This is a genomic window from Thiomonas sp. FB-Cd, assembly GCF_000733775.1.
Taxonomy (GTDB): domain Bacteria; phylum Pseudomonadota; class Gammaproteobacteria; order Burkholderiales; family Burkholderiaceae_C; genus Thiomonas_A.
The window spans coordinates 2,679,484-2,699,103 of the sequence record NZ_JPOE01000002.1 but is presented as its reverse complement, the minus strand read 5'-3'; the positions used below and the strand labels follow the sequence as shown (position 1 = coordinate 2,699,103).

The 19,620-nt window shown below is 60.6% G+C and carries 15 protein-coding genes and 1 CRISPR repeat array; of the genes, 8 read left to right on the top strand and 7 right to left on the bottom strand.

Going from position 1 to position 19,620, the window contains the following annotated elements; translation table 11 throughout:
• Window positions 1–269: 269 nt before the first annotated feature.
• Complete coding sequence (locus CD04_RS0113085; RefSeq protein ID WP_031407438.1) at window positions 270–3,401, bottom strand: HD domain-containing protein; 3,132 nt, start codon at window positions 3,399–3,401, stop codon at window positions 270–272.
• A 4-nt stretch (window positions 3,402–3,405) separates the two neighbouring features.
• Window positions 3,406–4,224 (bottom strand): WYL domain-containing protein, encoded by an 819-nt coding sequence (locus CD04_RS0113080; RefSeq protein ID WP_031407436.1) that lies wholly within the window; start codon window positions 4,222–4,224, stop codon window positions 3,406–3,408.
• Window positions 4,225–4,372: 148 nt separating this feature from the next.
• Between CD04_RS0113080 and CD04_RS0113075 the strand changes: the two genes are divergently transcribed.
• The 6 genes from CD04_RS0113075 (at window position 4,373) to CD04_RS23790 (ending at window position 14,443) form a co-directional block, all read left to right on the top strand.
• A complete protein-coding gene (locus tag CD04_RS0113075; protein ID WP_031407434.1) occupies window positions 4,373–5,878 on the top strand; it encodes a hypothetical protein in 1,506 nt (501 codons plus the stop codon).
• Window positions 5,875–6,675 (top strand): hypothetical protein, encoded by an 801-nt coding sequence (locus CD04_RS0113070; RefSeq protein WP_031407432.1) that lies wholly within the window; start codon window positions 5,875–5,877, stop codon window positions 6,673–6,675. The genes CD04_RS0113075 and CD04_RS0113070 overlap by 4 nt, the downstream gene beginning before the upstream one ends.
• Window positions 6,676–6,703: 28 nt before the next feature.
• Entirely contained in the window at window positions 6,704–7,762 is a 1,059-nt protein-coding gene (gene csy3 / locus CD04_RS21900) for a type I-F CRISPR-associated protein Csy3 (protein WP_038167799.1), read from the top strand.
• A 4-nt stretch (window positions 7,763–7,766) separates the two neighbouring features.
• Window positions 7,767–8,336, top strand: a complete 570-nt coding sequence (cas6f, locus tag CD04_RS0113060) for a type I-F CRISPR-associated endoribonuclease Cas6/Csy4 (RefSeq protein ID WP_031407428.1) — start codon at window positions 7,767–7,769, stop codon at window positions 8,334–8,336.
• Window positions 8,337–8,371: 35 nt separating this feature from the next.
• Window positions 8,372–9,307 carry a type I-F CRISPR-associated endonuclease Cas1f gene (gene cas1f, locus CD04_RS0113055; RefSeq protein WP_197033101.1) on the top strand — a complete coding sequence of 312 codons (936 nt, stop codon included), beginning with the start codon at window positions 8,372–8,374 and terminating at the stop codon, window positions 9,305–9,307.
• Between the two features lie 64 nt (window positions 9,308–9,371).
• A CRISPR array of direct repeats spans window positions 9,372–14,140; the repeat unit is 28 nt; unit sequence GTTCATCGCCGCACAGGCGATTGAGAAG.
• 159 nt (window positions 14,141–14,299) lie between these two features.
• Window positions 14,300–14,443: a hypothetical protein gene (locus tag CD04_RS23790; protein ID WP_156030265.1), complete on the top strand. Its 144-nt coding sequence runs from the start codon at window positions 14,300–14,302 to the stop codon at window positions 14,441–14,443.
• A gap of 125 nt (window positions 14,444–14,568) precedes the next feature.
• On the opposite strand, the gene CD04_RS0113045 is transcribed toward CD04_RS23790, so the two are convergent.
• The 5 genes from CD04_RS0113045 to CD04_RS0113025 form a co-directional block, all read right to left on the bottom strand.
• Window positions 14,569–14,778, bottom strand: coding sequence for a hypothetical protein (locus CD04_RS0113045; RefSeq protein WP_031407264.1), 210 nt, complete (start codon window positions 14,776–14,778; stop codon window positions 14,569–14,571).
• A 110-nt stretch (window positions 14,779–14,888) separates the two neighbouring features.
• On the bottom strand, window positions 14,889–15,047 hold the full coding sequence (locus CD04_RS23785) for a hypothetical protein (protein WP_154048451.1): 159 nt from the start codon (window positions 15,045–15,047) through the stop codon (window positions 14,889–14,891).
• Window positions 15,048–15,107: 60 nt separating this feature from the next.
• Window positions 15,108–16,076, bottom strand: coding sequence for an HD domain-containing protein (locus CD04_RS0113035; protein ID WP_031407424.1), 969 nt, complete (start codon window positions 16,074–16,076; stop codon window positions 15,108–15,110).
• Window positions 16,069–17,331: a site-specific integrase gene (locus CD04_RS0113030; protein WP_051849285.1), complete on the bottom strand. Its 1,263-nt coding sequence runs from the start codon at window positions 17,329–17,331 to the stop codon at window positions 16,069–16,071. Before CD04_RS0113030 ends, CD04_RS0113035 begins: the two co-directional genes overlap by 8 nt.
• Window positions 17,324–17,551, bottom strand: a complete 228-nt coding sequence (locus CD04_RS0113025; protein WP_031407420.1) for a hypothetical protein — start codon at window positions 17,549–17,551, stop codon at window positions 17,324–17,326. Before CD04_RS0113025 ends, CD04_RS0113030 begins: the two co-directional genes overlap by 8 nt.
• 124 nt (window positions 17,552–17,675) lie before the next feature.
• On the opposite strand from CD04_RS0113025, the gene CD04_RS0113020 reads away from it, so the two are divergent.
• Both CD04_RS0113020 and CD04_RS0113015 read left to right on the top strand, forming a co-directional pair.
• Complete coding sequence (locus CD04_RS0113020) at window positions 17,676–17,876, top strand: ribbon-helix-helix protein, CopG family (RefSeq protein WP_031407418.1); 201 nt, start codon at window positions 17,676–17,678, stop codon at window positions 17,874–17,876.
• A gap of 549 nt (window positions 17,877–18,425) precedes the next feature.
• Window positions 18,426–19,589 (top strand): Fic family protein, encoded by a 1,164-nt coding sequence (locus tag CD04_RS0113015; protein ID WP_031407416.1) that lies wholly within the window; start codon window positions 18,426–18,428, stop codon window positions 19,587–19,589.
• Window positions 19,590–19,620: the final 31 nt, after the last annotated feature.

Sequence of the window (19,620 nt, the reverse complement as noted above, 5' to 3'; positions counted from 1 at the left end):
CCGGGTCTTCGATGGTCAGCAGGTCAGCGCCATGCCGTCGCGCAAGGCATCTTCGGCATGGGCGAAGCCCACGCCGTGCTTGCGAAAGGTGCTGCGCGCGTTGGCTGGGTCGAACGCAATGTCCATTGTCGTAATGATACATATACAATGCATATAAAACCATTCAATCCCCGTCAGCGCGGGGAAGACGAAGGCTGGCAGCAAGCCCGATCCCGCCTTCCCCTTATGAGCGTGGGATGGTGGTGCCTAGAGAGCTGAGCCGTTGACCGCTATGCAGGCGTTGCCAATCCATTCCAGTGCACATCAACCTCCTTCACCGGCGCACGCAAACTGAACCGAAGTTCCTGTCCGGCAAGCGAGGCCATGTCAGGGCAAAGCCATGTGTTTTGAGGATTGGGGAAAACGCGGGCGGGGCCGGCGACTGTTCTCGAGGCGCCGTCCAAGAGGAATGTCCATCTGGCCAGATCGAGGATGTAATGCACGCGGGTGTCCCTGTCCCGTAACGGGAATTGGGTTTCAAACTTCTTGAGCAGAAAGTGCGTTTCAAACCCCGGGGCGCGCGCGATCACGCGGATGCTTTGGGCAACCTGCCATGCGATGGCTTGCTCATCGCACGCCGAAAACAGGGTTTGTCGCCCGCCCTCGTCGAACACGAGCGCGGCATCCATGACGTCTGTGGGCGCCACGGCGCCGACGTGGCGCATCAAATCGGTCAGGTCATGCGACGCATGCGAGCTCCCTGCGCGATCATCAATGACCTCCAATCCAGGGTGCGTAAAGGCCACGTCCTTGCCGTCGAAGCTGCGAAGATTGCGCGAGAGCAGGACCACGTTGGCCATGCCTTCCTGGATGGGAAGGCGCCGGTGCCGGTTCACCCGTCCGGCGGTCTGGATGATGGAATGCATGCTCGAGGGCTCGATGATGGCCCAGTCAAAGTCATGATCGCGTCCAACCTCCTCGACTGGTGTGGCCACCACGACCAGGCGCACGTCGCCTTCGGCGCTCTGGATCCACGGGCATGCCTGGATGAGAGCGTCAACCCATTGGTCATCGCCGCGCGAGAGGATCGTGTCGAGCCACCGCTCTTTGATTGCCCGGCGTTGCGCGACATCCCTGGCGTGGTACGCCGTCACGACAAATCTTCCGTCCGCGCGAAGGGCTTCGGCAATGTCCATGCATGGGCCAACGTTGGCCACGCGCACGAGCCCGATCGACAGCCGGCACGCCAGGCCCGGCGGCGTGAATGCGTGCGTGTCATGCAAAGCCAAAGCTTCGCGCAGGATGGTGGGGGTGAAGTCATCGCGGGTGTTGACGCCTGCCAACCGGTAACGCTTGGTGATGCTGCCAGGCGAGGCGCACAGACCGCGCGCCATCGCCTGCATCGTCGTGCGGTAGAACCGGTCAGCGTCATCCACATGGGGACAAGGGATGGAGGTTGGCTCAAACTGGTCGCTGGTCAACACGAGGTGCCACGGGCTTGCGCCGAACAGGGCGTCGTGCACGCGACGTCCTGACGCGTAGGCCAGTGCAATGCCGCGGGCCAGGTTCGGGCTGAGCGTCGCGCTGGAGACGATCACGTTGCGGCCGAATGACGCAGCAGCCTGGACGACGCGCATGACGGCGACCGTGGCGCGCACATCGTAAGAGTCAACCTCGTCAAGGATCAGATCGCTGCTGGTGACGCGGATCAGTGCCTTGGCATGCCGATCCTGCTGCCCGGGCTCGCCGCTGGCCACAATCCAGTCCATCGTCGACACGAGAACAGGGCTGGCGATGAGTTTGGCCAGCTTGTCATCCCCAGACGTGTGCGTGGCGATGCGCGACAGCCAGTCGGGCACGTCGAGGTTCTGCGCACCTTCGAGATCGATCCGGTCTTCGTGGTCGACATCATCCTCGTCTTCCCTGGAGAAGTCCATTCCGACGGCTCCACGGTCCCCCAGCAGGCAGGCGAAGTCGCGTCGGGATGTGGGCTCGTTGACAAGGAATTTGCCGAAGGCTGCGAAGGTCTGCGTTGTCAGGCTGCGCAAGTTGAACGCCACGGCAAGCCGGGCGCCTTGCGGGCGCATGGCCAAGGCCATTTTCAGATTGGCGAGCGTTTTGCCGGCCCCTGTGGAGGCCACGTTGAAGACGAGCTTGCCGCCTTGCAGCGCGGCCACATGATCCATCGCCAGGTCTTGCCAGGCGAATCGGGATCCGGGCTCGGCTCGCGAGTCGAGAACGGATTGCACCAGATCGCGATCGACTGTTGGCAAGTCTTCTCCAATGAACATGCGCACATTGGCCGCCGCATGCGACCCCACTTCGGTGAGGTGCCAGGAGAGCGGCTGGTCGAGAAAGCGCGGCGGCTCTTTCTTGTCCTTCTTGGGTTTGCGCGCACCGCGTAAACCGATCTTCGGTGCCTCCACGGGCGTCGCTTTCGTGTTCGCGTACAAAATCCCCGCTTCGCGATCGCCATCAAACGTTCGCGAAGACACCTTGTGATCGGCGAAAATCAGCGCCGCGCGTGCCACCAGCATGACGCCCTCCCAATAGGCTGGCGTGCGGTCGATGTCCTGCAACCGTCCGCGCACGCGATCCATCCTGGAGAGAAGGTCAACCCACCGCCTGGCATCCTGCGATGGCCCATTGGCGAAGTCGGGTTGCGCGAGAACGAGGTGTTTCCAGCGCGTCGACAGATCGATGTGCTCACTTTGCCGCGTGCGGATGTGCGCATCGCCAGTCAACCCGTGAGGGTTCTCCAGCGCGCCGCCCATGGCGCCGTGGTGCGTGCAGACCCCCCAGAGCGCCGCGTCCATCGCATTCATGAGCAACTCGGGCACTGGCGGCTGCCATGGGTTCGCCGGCCCATCGTTCGCGTTCTCTTTTCTCGCCATCTCACCCCACGCCTGCGCCAAAGCCGAAGGCGTCATCGCGCCGTCGTCCCGTTTGAGGATGGTGGACAACAGCCAGGCGGACAACCATTCATGCCGGATCACATCGGCCTGCGCAGCGCCGCCCTGCGTGCTTTCTGCGAGTTTGGACTGAAAGCGCTGGCTGGCTTTGCCGAAATCATGGGCGTAGCCGGCCAGCTCCGCAACCAGGCAGGCGTGTCGGAACGGCATGGGGAAGCCTTTCTTTCTGTGTTGTGTTGAGGCGGCAAACCAGCCGTTGCTGTCGTAGGCCGATTTGTTTCCCACGATCCAGAGCAGGCGCAAGCCAAGCGTTGCATCGCTTCGATAGCACGCGATCGAGGTCTGCCTGGTCGCGCGTCGCCGTAGCGCCAGGCGCAGTTCTTCCAGGCCGGCATCGGTCATGCGCGTGGCCCAGGCGCGATCCCCGATGCGCTGGGCATAGCGGTCGACGAGGGCGCGGGTACGGGGCAGTGCGCGCTGCTCACAATTGGAGATGAACACGCAGTGCATCGGACTACTCCAGCAGTTCCACGCGAGAAATCAGTGGCCAGACGACGCCTGGGTTGGAGGGCTCGCGCGTGAACTCGCGCTTGAATTCATGCAAGGCATGATCGGGCCAGGTCATCGTTCCATCCCGCACATCAAAGTCGTTCTGGACGGCCTTGACCTGATCGGGCGTGAGATCCTCGGAAAGACTGATCCGCAGTAGACGCTCCTGGCTTACCAGGGTTTTGGGCCTGAAGCCGGGCGGCGCGTCCTTTGCGGACAACGGCTGCGCATCCATGACACGGGCCAGGACGAAAACCTTGATGGGGAAGTCCTGCTCGGCAGCATCCATGTCTTGCGCGTGGACGCGCCAGTGCAAGCCTGTGAATTCGATGGCGCGTGGCCAGATGCGGCGCCAGCGGGCGGACTCTCCGCGGCGCAGTCCGACATAGAGGATACGCACAGGCTTCTCATGCAGGGCGGCGTCCAGAACGATTTGTGTTGCGCCGTCATGCAGCGCACGCGCCGGCTTTGGCTTGGGTTGAAGGACGGTGACACCGTCGCCCTGGAAGACCCCAGTGACTCTGGAGTCTGCGCCCTGCGCCATCAGCGCCAGGATGCGGTCGGCCCTGGCCTCTTCGGGAATGGCGACTCCTGCACGCGGATACACACCTCGGTGCGGGACGGCGTAGAGCAGCGTCGGCCACTGCGCGACTGCCGTGCGCAGGATGGCTGTTGCGCGATTCGGAGAGAACGCGGTGCCACAGGCGCGGTTCACATCCGCGCGCCGACACACGCCAAAAAGGAAGGCTCTCCGGAGAACGAAAAGGGTGTCGTCGTGTTCCATGACATGAATGATAGAGCAATTCATGTGAGTTCAACATGGCAAAAGTTATTAAAAAATAAAAGATAAGGGATTGTCTTTAGCGAATCACGGCCGTAGGATGCGGTGAACGGCTCGCCCATTGAGCCCGACCCACTTTTCTGGAGCAATCATGGATCACGAGCAACTCGCACAGACCAAGAAGGACTTTGCCGGCTTGATGGCGTTGTGCAAGGGCGGTCCTGCGCGCGAGACGCCGGTCCCGGATGAAAAACTCAAAAAAACGGTGGATCTGCGGCCCTTTTGCGCCGTTTGCGCGGCGAATGCGCCCGAGATCGACTTTGCTCTCAAGCTCTTTTCGCTGCAGGGCTGGTTCGCCGGGCATGCTCCGCCTGCGCCGACGCCGGGGGACGACGCGGCGGCTCGGTCTTACCTGGATGCGTGCACCGATGCGCTGGCCGCCGAAGTGGCTCGCCGCATGGATACGGGCGAGTGCGATCCAGCAGCAATCGCATGTGAGTCGATTCTCGATTGTGGCGCGCATTTTTCGGGCAAGCTCATTCACTCGGACGTCGACGGCGCAGCGATGCCTGCATCAACGGCGCGCACAGCGCAGCCGCACGTCTCCAGCAGATCGCTGGCCGCGCACGGCATCAAACTGCTCGTGGACCAGTCTAAAAACGATAACAGTGGCGTTTATCAGCGCATCGTCAAGATCATCAATCAGGACGCTCTTGTTGCGCAGGCGAGACTCCCGGATCGGGTGATTGCGGGGGTCATGGCGGGTGTGGCGCGGGCAACCGATCAAGTGGCGCAACGTCGGCCCACTGTTGTCGATCATCGCCTGCGGCAGATCCTCCTCCCGACGGCGGATGGCTATCTTGCGGTGAGCCCGCTGGCCGCGGGTGGGTGGTGTGCCCTCGTTGCCAGCACGGCCGCAGACGCCGAGATGGCGCAGTTTCTGCAAGAGCAGTCGAGCGCGGCATCACCCGAATCCTCGCAGCCCAAGAAGAAGGGGCGCAAATCCAAAGGCTCCGAAGCCAAGGGCGCAGACACGAAGCCCAAAAAGCCTCGGAAGCTCTTTGACCGCCTGGCATTTCCTGTGGGGGGCGCCATCGTTCGCAACGTCAGCCTGCACCCTGCCAGGGTGGTGCAAAACCCACTGTATTTCAGCGCTCCGCAGCGGCAAGTCGATTTGCGCGCCGTGTGGTCTTTCGTATCGAATCCGGTGCGCGTGTCTTTCCTTAAATCCGAGATGGATGCGTTCGCTGGCCAGCACGCCCAACTTCAGGAGTCGGCGGCGATCGGACAGTCGAGCAGCGTTACCGCCGTGCGCGTGCAGGCCAGCGGCGCTCTTGCCGCCATCGTCCGTCGCCAGCACAGCGTGATGACGGAGTTGTCGTCACTTGTCTCCGAGGTCGACTACCCGGATGGTGAGGATGCGGTTCCGATTGACGAAGACCTGCTTCGCGCCAAGCGCAATCAGCCACCGGCTGCGCTGGATCTGTGCATTGTCCGTGGCAGCTTTGGTGCGGAGTATCGCGCCGCCATGGCGCAAGCCATCACAGACGCGCTGTTTCACCGAGCGCTCGATGCGAAAACCAAAACGCCGCTGCTCGGAGCGGTGGACCGCGAGCGAATCAGCCGCGCCGTCGAAACCGTCCTGGAGTCCGCATGAACTACGCAACCATTGCTTTGCGCGCAAGCAAGGCCAGCATGCTGCAAAACCTCTCGATTCTGTCGCCTGCGCCTGTGTTTGCGGCCATCATGGCCATGCACGCTCTCGATAAAAGGATCCCCGGTGGACTCGACATCCAGGGTGTTGGCCTCATTCATCAGAACGCTCAGCCCTGGATCGAGCACCTGGAAGACAAGGGCTACGTTGAGAACGCGATCGTGCAGCGGCGCGGTGCCGTGTTGTTTGACAGCGCGTCAGACCCCTCGGCAAACCCGATGCAGCCGATGGCGCTTGCCGATCTGGAGTGGACCATCCTGCTGGCGTGCGATCGTGCAGTCGAGCCTGCAGCGATTGAAACCGCGTTGCTGACCATGCGGTTTGCGGGCGGCGTCATCGATGCGCGATACACGAGGGTGCGCTGCTTCGATGACATGAAGGCCGCCTTGCGAAGGGTCCGCAGTGGCTTCTGGATCGACGATGCTTCGGATCTTCTTGTGGGGCCTGGTGATCCCATGGCCGCCTTGCTCCAGGCGCAGCGCAGCGCGCCGTGGATGATCCCGGCCAACCTCGGCTATGCCTTGCTCGAGTCGCCTGTGGACAGAAAGGGCGCCAGAGAGGCGCTGCCCCATGCCTTTGCCGAGCACATGATCGGGTTGCTGCGCTACACGCCCATGCATCAGGTGCGCGACACGATTTCCCTCGACACGCTTTGGCGCTACGGCTGGGATGCGGACCAATTCCTTGTGACCAATCGACCCGGCGTGTCGTTGTCGGATGCCTGTTCTTCTTCAATCTGATTGTTTTTCCATTCACGGAGGTTTCATCATGAGCATCAAAATCCCTCAAGTTTTGTCATTTCAACGCGGCACGATCGTGAGCGATGGGCCCCTGTCGAGCATCGTTTCCTCGGGCGATGCGGAGCGGTTTGTCCCGATCAAGGTGGTTCGGCACGGCATCCGCGGCATTAACAACACATCCAAGAACGGCGATGCGGCCAACATCCAGCGCACCGAAAGCGCGAAAACCGCAACCAGCGCTGTCGGGCTTGCAGTTGAGTTTGCCTACCGCACGCTTGCGGCGGAGAAGCTGCTCTTCGGTTGCTCGGATCCAGCCTACCGACTTGCTGTGAAGGGCTTTGTCGATCGCTTTTTTGTGCGTGGCGTTCCCGAGTTCGATGAGGTGTGCCTGCGTTACGCCCGCAACATTCTGAATGGGCGCTGGCTCTGGCGCAACCTGATGCTGGGCGATGTGTCCGTCTCGGCTGAGGTCAAGTCCAGCGGGAAAATCTACAGCGGCGCCGGATCGCGCCGGAAAGATTTCGACCAGTACACCAACGACGAAAGGGCCCTTGCGCAGGACGTCATCGCATCTGGATTCTTGTCTCGCGAAGCGGGCGCACCAACGTTGAGTGTCGTTGGACGCGTGGCATTCGGGTTCACCGGGGAAGTGGAGGTGTTCCCATCGCAAAACATGGTCACCAACAAACCCAAAGGGTTCGCCCGCTCGCTTTACAAGGTGGACATGATCTCTCGGAAAGAACTGATTTCCATTCTTTCTGGGGCAAGCAAGAATGGTGAAGACGCCGGTGAGTTCATGGCGGACATGATTGACATGGGGCGCGCTGCGCTGCGCGACCAGAAGATCGGCAACGCCATTCGCACCATCGACACCTGGTACCCAGGCTACACGGACAAGATCATCCCGATCGAACCCAACGGCGCCAGCCTGGACGACAACACCCTGTATCGCGATGCCCTGGCCGTCAATGCGAAAGGCTTGCTCTCGAAGATTGATGAGATCGCTCCATCGGCGACATTCAACCCTGATGCGGCCTACCTCATTGCATTGATCGTGCGCGGCGGCGTGTTCTCTGAGGGAGCATGAGGTCATGGCCTACCGCACCTATTTTGATTTGACGCTGCGCCCCGACCCGGAGATCCCGGCCTGGGATCGCATGGGCGCGCTGTGGCGCGACGTGCATCGGGCCGGCGCAAAGAGCAAGGTGGCATTTGCTGTTGCGTTTCCAGGATGGATGCGCGAAGGCTTCACGCTGGGGCCAACCCTGCGCGTGTTCACTGCGGGTGATAGCGGCGCCAACGCCATCTATGACGCACTGGAGGCGACGCCTGGTGTCGCCGACATTGCCTTGGGGTCGCGCGTGAAAACGGCAGCGCAAACCAACCTGTTCGAGGCTTACCGCATGCACCGCATTCCATCAGGAGTGTCCAAGATGAGGCGCAACATCCCTCTGGATGTTGCGCAGGCGTTGCAGCAAAAAGCTAAAGTCCGCTGCCTTGCGCAACAGGCGAACCTGCCTTTCGTTTGGGTGTGGTCGTCGTCGGGACATAAGTTCAAACTGGTTGTCGAGCGCATCGCGGCAGATCCGGATCAACAGGGAAACCCCAACGGCTACGGTTTGTCCCGCGCAACGCAGACCGTGGCGTTGCCGGTCGTTTGACCATGCCGCGCGAAGAGCGGCGGCCTCAGGCCGTCATGATTTCCAAGCGCGCGAACGTGTTCTATCTTGAGCACGTTCGCGTCATGCAAAAGGACGAACGCGTCGTCTACCTGACCGAGAGCAAGGACGGGATCGACCAGTTCGTGTCGATCCCGGACAAGAATACGGCCTTTGTCTTGCTGGGGAAGGGCACATCGATCACGGATGCGGCGGCACGCAAGCTCGCGGAGTCGAATGTCGTCGTGGGGTTTTGTGGATCCGGTGGATCGCCGCTGTTTGCCGAAATCGACCTGGCTTTCCTGTTGCCGCAGGACGAATATCGCCCGCCCGTGCATGCGCAGCGCTGGTTCACCCTGTGGGTGGATGAGGCGATGCGCGTCGAGATGGGCCGGATGTTTCTGAGGCACCGCGCCGCGTTAGGGGAGGTCATGTACCAGAAGCTCGGCATGCAGGTACCAAACCGCATCTTTGATGAATTCGCATCCAGCCTGGATCGCTGCACGACGACTACAGAGCTGCTATCTGCTGAGGCTCGCTTCGCGAAGGAGCTGTACCGGCTCTTGGCGCTTGCCTTTGGGGTGCAGGACTTCGCGCGAGAGCCAGGGGCGAAGCAGAAGGAAACACCAAGGCAGCGGGTGAACAGCTTCCTGGATCATGGAAACTATCTTGCATACGGTTATGCCGCGGTGGCCCTGCACGGCATGGGTATCCCCTATTTCCTTCCGGTCCTGCATGGAAAGACGCGCCGCGGCGCGCTCGTGTTCGATGTAGCGGATCTCTTCAAGGACTGGCTTGTCATGCCCGCAGCGTTCAGGTGTGGCTCCGGAGGGGTCAAGGATGGCGTCTTCCGTGCGCAGGTCATCGAGCTTGCTCTCAAACACGACGTGCTCGATCATGTCATGACCTTCATTTCCGAGCTTCCTGAAAAAATTAAGAAGAAACAGGGACTTGCAGGAGAGGTCAGTAATTGATCGTTTTTTGTGCACATAGTGCCTAAGGTGCTGATTCATCGATCTTTTACAATTTAGATGCACGGTTCATCGCCGCACAGGCGATTGAGAAGCGAAATGCACGCATTCCCCGGAATGGGCAGCGGTTCATCGCCGCACAGGCGATTGAGAAGAATGCAAGCTGAGTTCGAGGAGTACGGGAAACGTTCATCGCCGCACAGGCGATTGAGAAGTTGGCGATCACGGTGTCGTACTTGATGCCAACGTTCATCGCCGCACAGGCGATTGAGAAGCGCAGGCACCGCATGGAAAGCAGCCGCCGAGCGTTCATCGCCGCACAGGCGATTGAGAAGGTGTTACAGAGACGGGGGGTTAGCTCGGCTTTGTTCATCGCCGCACAGGCGATTGAGAAGCATGCCGAACACCTCGCCCGGTTCGCACCGCCGTTCATCGCCGCACAGGCGATTGAGAAGCTCGGACGTCCCGCGAAGTTCTGCAGTTGTGAGTTCATCGCCGCACAGGCGATTGAGAAGACGAATGGCATGGTGCCGTGAACCGACACAGCGTTCATCGCCGCACAGGCGATTGAGAAGTCCATCCTTAACCAGCTGCTTGAATGTGGGCTGTTCATCGCCGCACAGGCGATTGAGAAGTGCGCACGATCCGCATTGAACCTGACACGCTAGTTCATCGCCGCACAGGCGATTGAGAAGTCCATGAAGCCGACCTTCAGCGCCTGGGCCTTGTTCATCGCCGCACAGGCGATTGAGAAGGGATACCACGAGAGCGCCCGACGGTTGCACGCGTTCATCGCCGCACAGGCGATTGAGAAGAGCAGCTCGCGGCATGTCTGATGCCACGCCAGGTTCATCGCCGCACAGGCGATTGAGAAGTGGCTTGCAGTGGGCATCTTCGGCATCGCCGTGTTCATCGCCGCACAGGCGATTGAGAAGCCGGCGGGACATTGATCAGCAGCTTGCGAATCGTTCATCGCCGCACAGGCGATTGAGAAGGCATCGCCGATCTTCTGCGCATGCGCCGCTAGGTTCATCGCCGCACAGGCGATTGAGAAGAAGCAGCCAAACGTCGCCGGGCTTACTGACCGGTTCATCGCCGCACAGGCGATTGAGAAGTCCGTTGGTGCCGGGTGTGGCGACGGGGCCGGGTTCATCGCCGCACAGGCGATTGAGAAGCGGTGGCTTGCTCAACGGCGGAGGCGCGTAAAGTTCATCGCCGCACAGGCGATTGAGAAGGACTTGTCCGGCTCGCCGTTCTTGTCGTAGATGTTCATCGCCGCACAGGCGATTGAGAAGAACATGGGATCCGGAGGCGCCGGACACGCTGAGTTCATCGCCGCACAGGCGATTGAGAAGCTACTGGTCGGACGATGACCGCCCCCCATGCTGTTCATCGCCGCACAGGCGATTGAGAAGCGACCAGGCGCAGTCCAAGACGCTGGCGGATCGTTCATCGCCGCACAGGCGATTGAGAAGCCGAGCAAGGTTGAGCTGACCGGCAAGGATGGGTTCATCGCCGCACAGGCGATTGAGAAGTTGAAGGCCGCGGCGATTTGCTTGCTCAAGGGGTTCATCGCCGCACAGGCGATTGAGAAGCAGAACCATCGCATCTGGATAGGCGATCATGTGTTCATCGCCGCACAGGCGATTGAGAAGGTATCGGACAACCGGCCAAGCGCCGCGTTCTGGTTCATCGCCGCACAGGCGATTGAGAAGCGACAGGTCGCCATCGGCAAAAATCGCGATCCGTTCATCGCCGCACAGGCGATTGAGAAGAACGGGTTCGTGCTGGATCGCAAATTCAATGCGTTCATCGCCGCACAGGCGATTGAGAAGATCACCTTCACCTTGACGCGCCTGAGCGAGAAGTTCATCGCCGCACAGGCGATTGAGAAGCTGGGATGGCCCCCTCGTTTGGGGGGGATTCCGTTCATCGCCGCACAGGCGATTGAGAAGACCCGCGACACCGCACCCGCAAATTCCCTGAAGTTCATCGCCGCACAGGCGATTGAGAAGGAGCGCGGGCGCGTTTGACGTCGATGGCGAACGTTCATCGCCGCACAGGCGATTGAGAAGACTAGGACACGCCGCCGTATAGAAATCGACCAGTTCATCGCCGCACAGGCGATTGAGAAGAAGAGGAACCAGACGGCTTCGTCACGCTGCACGTTCATCGCCGCACAGGCGATTGAGAAGTCCCCGCAATTCGTCTCGCGGTGCCACGAATGGTTCATCGCCGCACAGGCGATTGAGAAGGAAGACACAAGGAGGGCAAGCGCAGCCGCTACGTTCATCGCCGCACAGGCGATTGAGAAGAAAAAAATCGGCCGCCTGATCTGCCTCAACACGTTCATCGCCGCACAGGCGATTGAGAAGAGTCGGGAGGCGGGGATCGGGTCGCCCTGCTTGTTCATCGCCGCACAGGCGATTGAGAAGGCTGCGTGAAACAAGGTCCACGAGCCCCTGCCGTTCATCGCCGCACAGGCGATTGAGAAGACTTGAATTCCGACACCTTGCGCAAACCAAAAGTTCATCGCCGCACAGGCGATTGAGAAGACCCCACCCTCAAACAGCCGAGACGCGAACCCGTTCATCGCCGCACAGGCGATTGAGAAGCCCCCGTACGCCCGCTGGCGGCCTCGCGCCGCGTTCATCGCCGCACAGGCGATTGAGAAGACGATGGATCGGCAACGAAGCCGGCAGACCGCGTTCATCGCCGCACAGGCGATTGAGAAGCGGGCCTGCGCATCGTGGACCCACTGCTGCGCGTTCATCGCCGCACAGGCGATTGAGAAGTGATCATTGGCCAGATCACCGCCTCGGGGACCGTTCATCGCCGCACAGGCGATTGAGAAGTCCAATGTAACCATCGGCGCCGGCACCCTGCAGTTCATCGCCGCACAGGCGATTGAGAAGATCGTGGGACAGGTCAACCATTCGGGGGGCACGTTCATCGCCGCACAGGCGATTGAGAAGTTGGAGTGCGGCACGAATTCTGTGCTCTATGCGTTCATCGCCGCACAGGCGATTGAGAAGAATGCCAGCGCGCGCCATTGACGCAAGATGTAGTTCATCGCCGCACAGGCGATTGAGAAGAACTTTGACGAAGCTCTCGAAATCATCCTCGATGTTCATCGCCGCACAGGCGATTGAGAAGGAGCAGGAAGATGACAAGAAACGCCAGCGCCGGTTCATCGCCGCACAGGCGATTGAGAAGGAGGCCGGGAATGCCACGGATGCCTTGAGCGCGTTCATCGCCGCACAGGCGATTGAGAAGATCTTCTGCGATACCGGGAATGAGCACCAGGCGTTCATCGCCGCACAGGCGATTGAGAAGATTGAAGACCAAGCGTGGGCCGAGATGCAGGAGTTCATCGCCGCACAGGCGATTGAGAAGACCAGGTCGAAACAGCCGGCGACTTCGCCACCGTTCATCGCCGCACAGGCGATTGAGAAGCACAGCAGCGGGTGCCATAACTTCCGCCGTGCGTTCATCGCCGCACAGGCGATTGAGAAGAGCTGCCCGCCGGGCGCGGTCGAATCCGGTCTGTTCATCGCCGCACAGGCGATTGAGAAGGGCCAGCCGGAACCATTCCGCCACAGCAGGGCGTTCATCGCCGCACAGGCGATTGAGAAGGTCAGCGAAGGCCTCGCATGCCGCCAAGAAGCGTTCATCGCCGCACAGGCGATTGAGAAGAACATGCTTATCCAGGTGGTGCCGAACCTCAAGTTCATCGCCGCACAGGCGATTGAGAAGATGAATGGCTGCCCAGATCACAGCCGCCGCAGGTTCATCGCCGCACAGGCGATTGAGAAGATCACGATCCGGCGTTTGTCATTCGGGTCGATGTTCATCGCCGCACAGGCGATTGAGAAGCGAGCTTGCTTGCGACTACCTTTGCAACATGAGTTCATCGCCGCACAGGCGATTGAGAAGGCAACCCGCGCAGGTGCCAGAGGGCTGGCAGAGTTCATCGCCGCACAGGCGATTGAGAAGGCGCAGGATCAAGCCTGTATTCCCGTGGGCGCGTTCATCGCCGCACAGGCGATTGAGAAGATCACCATCCGGGCCGGGAACACCAAGACCCTGTTCATCGCCGCACAGGCGATTGAGAAGCTGCGGAGATTGTCTGTGGCGCGAGTGGGACCGTTCATCGCCGCACAGGCGATTGAGAAGAAAATTCCCGCACTCCCGAGCTTGCTTGCGACGTTCATCGCCGCACAGGCGATTGAGAAGGGTGCGTGAGCAGGCCGGTCATCAAGGGCTTTGTTCATCGCCGCACAGGCGATTGAGAAGCGTGGTGTAGATACGGCCTCACCGACGCAGGGGTTCATCGCCGCACAGGCGATTGAGAAGTCGACGCCAACGGTCGCGGCTCCGATCTGCATGTTCATCGCCGCACAGGCGATTGAGAAGAGAAACCCGGGTGATGACGAGAGAGGCGAAATGTTCATCGCCGCACAGGCGATTGAGAAGCGCAGATTCAGGGCTGCATGTGGGTCACTGGGGTTCATCGCCGCACAGGCGATTGAGAAGACTCCCGCATGGGCCAGAAGGCCGAAGTCAGGGTTCATCGCCGCACAGGCGATTGAGAAGACGTAGACGCGCTGCGGCTGGGGCTTGATGCGGTTCATCGCCGCACAGGCGATTGAGAAGATGCGGTTGCAGCCGTGCTGGAGCCAGTAGTAGTTCATCGCCGCACAGGCGATTGAGAAGATTCTGGATTGGGATGTGCTGCAGATCGAAGGGTTCATCGCCGCACAGGCGATTGAGAAGGAGGCGAAGTCGCTCACCTTCTTGCGGAAATCGTTCATCGCCGCACAGGCGATTGAGAAGCACTTGCGGGCTTCTTCGCGTGTCATGCTGCCGTTCATCGCCACCCGACAGCGTATTGAGTCGAAATCGATCCGTCATCAACCCGAGCGGGTTCTTTGCCGGGGTTTATTCAGCGTAGCTTTAACATTGGATGCCCCTTTCAGAACCTTGTGGTGCCCCATGAACCTCGGTCGATGGATTTATGAGATTTCACTCGCGACAGAAGTGCTCATCGCCATGGTGGGTGTGATCGGCGTCGCCGTCTACGCTCGGTTCGCTCGCAACGGTCCCCGCTTGATATCGGAGATCAAAGGCGAGGAATAAGCCCCTCTGGGTCTTGCGACGGCGTTCGTCGGCCTGTGCATGCAGCGGCGATGCCCAAACCGCGCGTCTTGAAACCCGACGCTACCCGTCGCCTCGTGGGTAGCGCCAAGTTTTCTTGAGCAATCTCAGCGCAGCACAAACCTTCGTTTGCCTGAGACTTGGCAGACCGCGTGAATCTTGCGGTGCGCCACCAACTGCTGCACCACATGGCCTGGAATGGGCACGCTGTCGTGGCCCAAGGCGATGCGATACGTGGACGGTGCGGCGGTCATTTCAATGATGACCGCGCCTTCCTGGAGAAGCTGCAGCGCTGCAGCGTATAAATCGGGATGCATGAGACTTCCTTTCGTCGAGTTTGTGAGGACGTGCGCGGGCCTGGCACCGGCCCAGCACGTCATGACGAGAGGAAAGCGCGATCAATGCATGGGGCGATCCTAGCAGCGGGCTAGTTACGCCCGCGCCCGAACAGGCGCAGGAAGGCATGCCAATCGTGCAAGGCCGTGGCCCAGATCTCACGCCAGATCGTTTGGCGAGCATCGCGACCCACCAGCGCCAGGATCGCAGCCATCACCAACAGGAAAACGACGATCAACGTCCAATGCATAGGCCCTCCGATTGCCGGAAAGAGGAAAAAAGGGAAAGAGGCGCAGCCTGAGACCATGGGTCAAGACATTTCAGCAGCGGCCTGGGTGGCCGCTACCCGAAACGGCTGCCGTCCCAGATGACGGTGATAGTGCCCCCAGCCTCCTGCATCAGGCAGGCAGCGCTGCATCAGATCGTCCGTGCCCGAGAGGCGATCGGCCAAAGACAGGATTTCCGCCTCCGGCGTCTGCGGCTCGCGCAACCCCATCCATCTGGGGGCATGGGCCACGGCACTCAGGTTGTGCAGCAACACCTGCGCATGGCCGTGAGGCAGTCGAATCGCCCAGCGGGCCATGGCCGCCGCAATCCACTCGATGGCCGTGACCCGGTGGCCGAGCAGCCGCCCACGATCGGACAGCCCCCAGCTCCCATCAGGCTTGAGCCGGTATTCCACCGCTTTGCCACAATCATGTAGCAACGCCGACAGCACCGCGAGGTCGCGGTGCACATACAGGCGCTCAGCACACAGCGCGCGTACCTGCTCGGCGACTTCCACCGTGTGCCGCAAATTGCCGCTCGTGCCGTTGTGGTGACCATGCATGGAGGACGGCCCAGTACAGAAACCCCAAAATCGATTCTCCTCCCAGAGTACGGCATGGAACAAGCGTTGGTACGACGCCGGCAATTCGGCAATCAGGGCAGCCGCACGCTGGACCAGGCTGCGTTCGCGCACCCAGCCAGGGGGAACGGTGTCAAAAAGGGACAGCGTCGCGACAGGTCGATCCAGGATGGCTAGCCGCGCAATGCGCAGGCAACCATCGAGGCTGCTGGCAGGCCCTGTCCAGCGGGGACCCACGAGCAGGCCGGCTTGCAGCCGCGCATCAACCGTGCGTGCCGTCCAACGCACCTTGAGTTGGGCGCGCTCGTGAAACAGATGTGCGGTGAGCGTGGCCTCCCCACGATTGTCAACGCGGGTCTGCAGGCTGGTGAGGCGGAAGATCTGCGGCAGCATGGACAGACCCAGAGGGTGGGGCAGTGTGGAATCAGACATGGTCGGCCTCCTCGGTATTGGGGTTTGGCTGTGTGGCGGGGTGCGTCCCGAGCGTTGAAGCCAGCAGCCGCTCGAAGGCCGAGCCATCGCGCCGGGTGAGGTTGGGCACATAGCGGCTGTAGACCTTGAACAGCATTTCGGTCGAGGTATGTCCCATCTGCCGGGCGATCCATTCCGGGTTCTCGCCGGCCGCTAGCCACAGCGTGGCCGCCGTATGCCGTGATTGGTACGGTCGCCTGGGATCCAAGCCAAGAAAGCGCAGGATTGGATACCAGACCCGCTTGGTCACGTTGTTGTGGTCGAGTGGCTGGCCTTCGCTATTGCAGAAGACCCAGAGCTTGAGCGGCCCCGTGCGCTGAAATTGCCGCTGCAGGGCGTCGAACACCACTTGGCTCATCTGCACCTCGCGGTTGGACTCAATCGTTTTGGTGGCTTCGTCGGGTTCACCGGCCACGATGGTCTCGCGCACCAGGATCAGCCGGCGGGAAAAGTCCACGTACTTCCACTTCAGTCCGTCGATCTCGCCAGTGCGCAGCCCTGTGAAAAAACGCACGGTGTAGTAGTCGCGGAAGTCCTCGCGCACGCTCTGGATAAGCGAGCGCACTTCCTCCAGGGTGAAGGGCTGCACATCGCTCTTGCCGATCTTCAGGGGTTTGATGTTGTAGTAGGGCGACGTAAACTTATAACGGTCGGAGGCTTCGTTCAGGATGGCGTGCATCACATTCATGATGGCGTTGATCCGGCGTGGTGAGAGGGTTTGCTTGGTTCGGCCGGGTACTTTGGCGAGTTTCGACCGAAAGGCAAGAAGTTCTTCGCGCGAGAGGCTTCCGACCTCCCGCTCCTGAAAAGGCGGAGCAAGGTGCACGGCGACGATGTCGGCCACCGTGCGCTGATAGGAGCGGCGCCATTGCACGGCATTTTCCTGCATCCATTGCTGGGCGAAATCGGCAAACGTGGGGGTGGGTGCGTGGCGTGCTGCGACCGGCTCCACAGAGGCCAAAGCGCGGGCCACTCCTGCTGCCAGCGAAGCCGGAGGCTTGGGTGTTGCCGTCAATGCCCGGCTATTGGGGAAATAGGCCGCGTATTCGAAGCGGCCGAGTTGGATGTCGCGCTCGATGCGTTGGAGTAGGCGCTCAAGCTTCTTGCGGTTGTTGGCGGTGTCGTCGAGAACGGTGTATTCCCTGCACCGACCTCCGTGATAGCGGAAGTCGAGAAAAAGCTTCCCGGTCGCCTGTAGCTTTCGAATGCTACCCATGGCAGACACCGCCATTTGCCATCGGGATTTCGAGGGTCGAATTCGATCGCATGTCGCTTTCGATTCGCTCCCAGATGTAAAGGATCTTGCGCCCGCCAAATGGGCGGATGTAATGGGTCCCCTCGAGAAGTACAGCATCTTTCAGGCGCTCGCGAATCGTTCGGGCGTCATACTTGATACGCCCGGAGAGTTCGTCCGTTGTTAAATAAGTCAAGCTCATGGTGATCCTCCTGTCTTAGCATCGCGAAGTGCGAATGACTACAGTGTAGACAAATAGCGGATCATGTCAACGTCTTTTGTGTAGACGCTGTTATGCTTTCGCCACACTTGTGAGAAGAGATCAAATGGACAGACTGCAGATCAATGTGCGATTGCCTCCCGGCCTGATGGAGCTGTTGGACAAGAAGCGTATTGATCTGCTGCCGGAGATGGGAAAAATTCCATCGCGCTCGGATGTCGTGCGGCTCGCCTTGGATGCCTACCTAGAAGCATCAGCTCCTGCGGCTGATGGGCCAAAGCCTTCGGCGAAGCGAAGGTCATCTTGATCGATTGATCGAACAATCAGTGGGCTAGAGTCGGGCCAAGTTTGGGCCAACGATAGGCCATGGCCCCAAAAGCAGCGGGCAACAAAAAAGCCAGGCACCGCTAAGTGCTTGGCTTTATTAAAGAAATCTTGGTTGCGGGGGCAAGATTTGAACTTGCGACCTTCGGGTTATGAGAATGATGATGCCGAGTGCCAGCATTTGGCGTTTTTCGGTGTAAATCGTCTATAAACAATAGGTTAGTGAAGTTTCTGCTGCGCTGCATGGGCGTCCTTGACGCCGCACTGCGGTGCATTATGCCGATCAATGCCGCCATTTGGTTAAGATTAGCATAAATCAAAAGTTCACATGTTTGACCTTCGGTGTCGTTGTCGACGCGGAGCCTGCCAGTGCTGTCGTCTTCGATATATGGCAGGGCTTTGCGCCTGACTCCTGGAAGAGATACAGCCGATGGTCCGGCGCTGAGGGCTTCACTGTGCGCAGAGATTTATCATCACTATCGTGGCCAAACGTTAATAGTGGACGTGGCTATGTTCACTCGTGAGAACAACCATGCAACGCGGAGAGACGGGACGATTTGAGGTCGCAAGCACCGCGGGCGAGGTCGTACGCGCCTTCATCCCGACACCGTTGCCGCCGGTCCCGCCGCTGGATCTGACCGGGCAGCGACAGAAGCGACTCGAAGCCGCGCTGCTGGCCTGCGGCCGGCTTGACGGCATCGCGGCGATGTTGCCTGATCCGGACCTCTTCCTGTACACCTATGTGCGCCGCGAGGCCGTGCTCTCCAGCCAGATCGAAGGAACACAGTCGTCGCTGTCCGACCTGCTGCTGTTCGAGCTGGAGGATGTGCCGGGCGTCCCTCTGGACGACGTGGTCGAGGTTTCCAACTATGTGGTGGCACTCGAGCATGGCCTGACGCGCCTTCGCGGTGGCTTTCCGCTGTCCAATCGGCTGATCCGCGAGGTGCATGAAAAGCTGCTGGCGCGGGGCCGAGGGGCGGACAAGCAGCCAGGCGAATTCCGTCGCAGCCAGAATTGGATCGGCGGAACCCGGCCGGGCAACGCGCTGTTCGTGCCCCCGCCACCCAACCTCGTCGAAGCATGCATGGCCCAGCTCGAGGTCTTCCTCCATGCCGACGATGACGGCTTGCCTACGCTGGTACGGGCGGCTTTGGCGCATGTGCAGTTCGAAACCATCCACCCGTTTCTCGACGGCAACGGGCGGGTTGGACGTCTGCTGATCGCCTTGATTCTGTTCGAGTCCAACGTCCTGCGACAGCCGCTGCTGTACCTGTCGCTGTTTTTCAAGCAGCATCGCGAGGAGTATTACCGCTTGCTGGGCCTCGTACGCACGTCCGGCGACTGGGAGTCGTGGCTGGACTTCTTCCTGGATGGCGTGGCACAGACCGCTGGCCAAGCCGTCGAGACCGCGCACCGGCTGCTGGCTCTGTTTCGCGACGATGCTGCTCGTGTGCAGGACCTCGGTCGGGCCGCTGCGAGCGCGTTACGCGTGTTCGACGCGTTGCGTGCGCGACCCCTGAGCAGCATCGGCACCATCGTCGAGCGCACGGGTGCGGCCTATCCCACCGTCGCTCGGGCCGTTGAGTCCCTGGAAACTCTTGGCATCGTTCGCGAAGTGACTGGTCGCAAGCGCGAGCGCGTGTTTGGCTACACGCACTATCTGGACATCCTCAACGAAGGCGCTGAACCCTTGTGATGTTCTAGCGCCGTCACATCTCCGATGACAT